Origin of the sequence: Christiangramia lutea, from assembly GCF_022489035.1 — a bacterium.
Classification (GTDB): Bacteria; Bacteroidota; Bacteroidia; order Flavobacteriales; family Flavobacteriaceae; genus Christiangramia; species Christiangramia lutea.
In genome coordinates, this window is sequence record NZ_JAKVTV010000026.1 from 1 (window position 1) to 911 (window position 911).

Annotated in this window: 2 protein-coding genes and 1 pseudogene; 2 read left to right on the forward strand and 1 reads right to left on the reverse strand. The window is 32.4% G+C overall.

The window, feature by feature from the left end; translation table 11 throughout:
* Positions 1 to 199: 199 nt before the first annotated feature.
* Positions 200 to 439, forward strand: a complete 240-nt coding sequence (locus ML462_RS16000; RefSeq protein ID WP_240714839.1) for a ribbon-helix-helix domain-containing protein — start codon at positions 200 to 202, stop codon at positions 437 to 439.
* Positions 432 to 716 (forward strand): type II toxin-antitoxin system RelE/ParE family toxin, encoded by a 285-nt coding sequence (locus ML462_RS16005; RefSeq protein WP_240714840.1) that lies wholly within the window; start codon positions 432 to 434, stop codon positions 714 to 716. The genes ML462_RS16000 and ML462_RS16005 overlap by 8 nt, the downstream gene beginning before the upstream one ends.
* Positions 717 to 776: 60 nt before the next feature.
* Here the strand turns inward: ML462_RS16005 and ML462_RS16010 are convergent.
* Positions 777 to 911 (reverse strand): annotated as a pseudogene (locus ML462_RS16010) (IS110 family transposase); the annotation flags it as partial.

Here is a 911-nt window from a genome sequence, read left to right on the forward strand (position 1 = left end):
CAACAACGGCTCATCGCCAATAACGGGTTAAATCGAAAAAGTGTAATTTTAGAAACCAGGAAAGAAAACAAATAAGCCGACAACTCCGCGTCCCAACTCCCGCAACTGGCGATAGCCGAGACCGTTGGCAACAATATTTTCACATAAAAACTTGTTATTGATTCATTTTTGGTGCAATTTTACATCAAATATAAATATCATGGCTAGACAAAGTATTTCATTTACAGAACCAAACGACGAGTGGCTAAAATCTCAAATTGAGAGTAAAGAATATTCAAGTAAAAGTGAATTGGTTAATGATCTAATAAGACAAGCTAGAAATCAGCAAATTCAAATTAATTACATTAAAAATAAATTAGAAAAAGCTGAAAAAAGCGGATTTACAAATGACAGCAAAGAACAGATTTTAGCAAGATCAAAGTCTTTACTTAATGAATAAATATAGGTTAAGTAATGTCGCTAAAGAAGATTTAATTCGGATTCATCAATTTGGAGTAAAAAGATTTGGAGAAACTCAAGCAGATAAATATTTCGAAATATTTTTTGAATATTTCGATCTCATTGCCGAGCAACCTTTCACATTTGAAGCAGTTGATTTTATAAAACCTGGATATAGAAGATGTGTGTGCGGATCCGATAGCATTTATTATCGGATAGAAAACAACATTGTCGAAATAATGACAATAATTGGAAAACAAGATTTAAGTAATATCTAATCAAAATCCAGCAAGAAAATACGGTTGCCAACAAAGAACTAAGGTAAAATCCAAGTCCTTTTAAGCTGATTTCGATAAATAATTTTCTTGGTAATAGGTTCCTGATTTAGCGATAGCAAATGCCTGTTTCAGGAGCTTATTACATACGGCTATTAATGCTAGCTTCTTACTCTTACCCTTTTCTACTATTCTCTC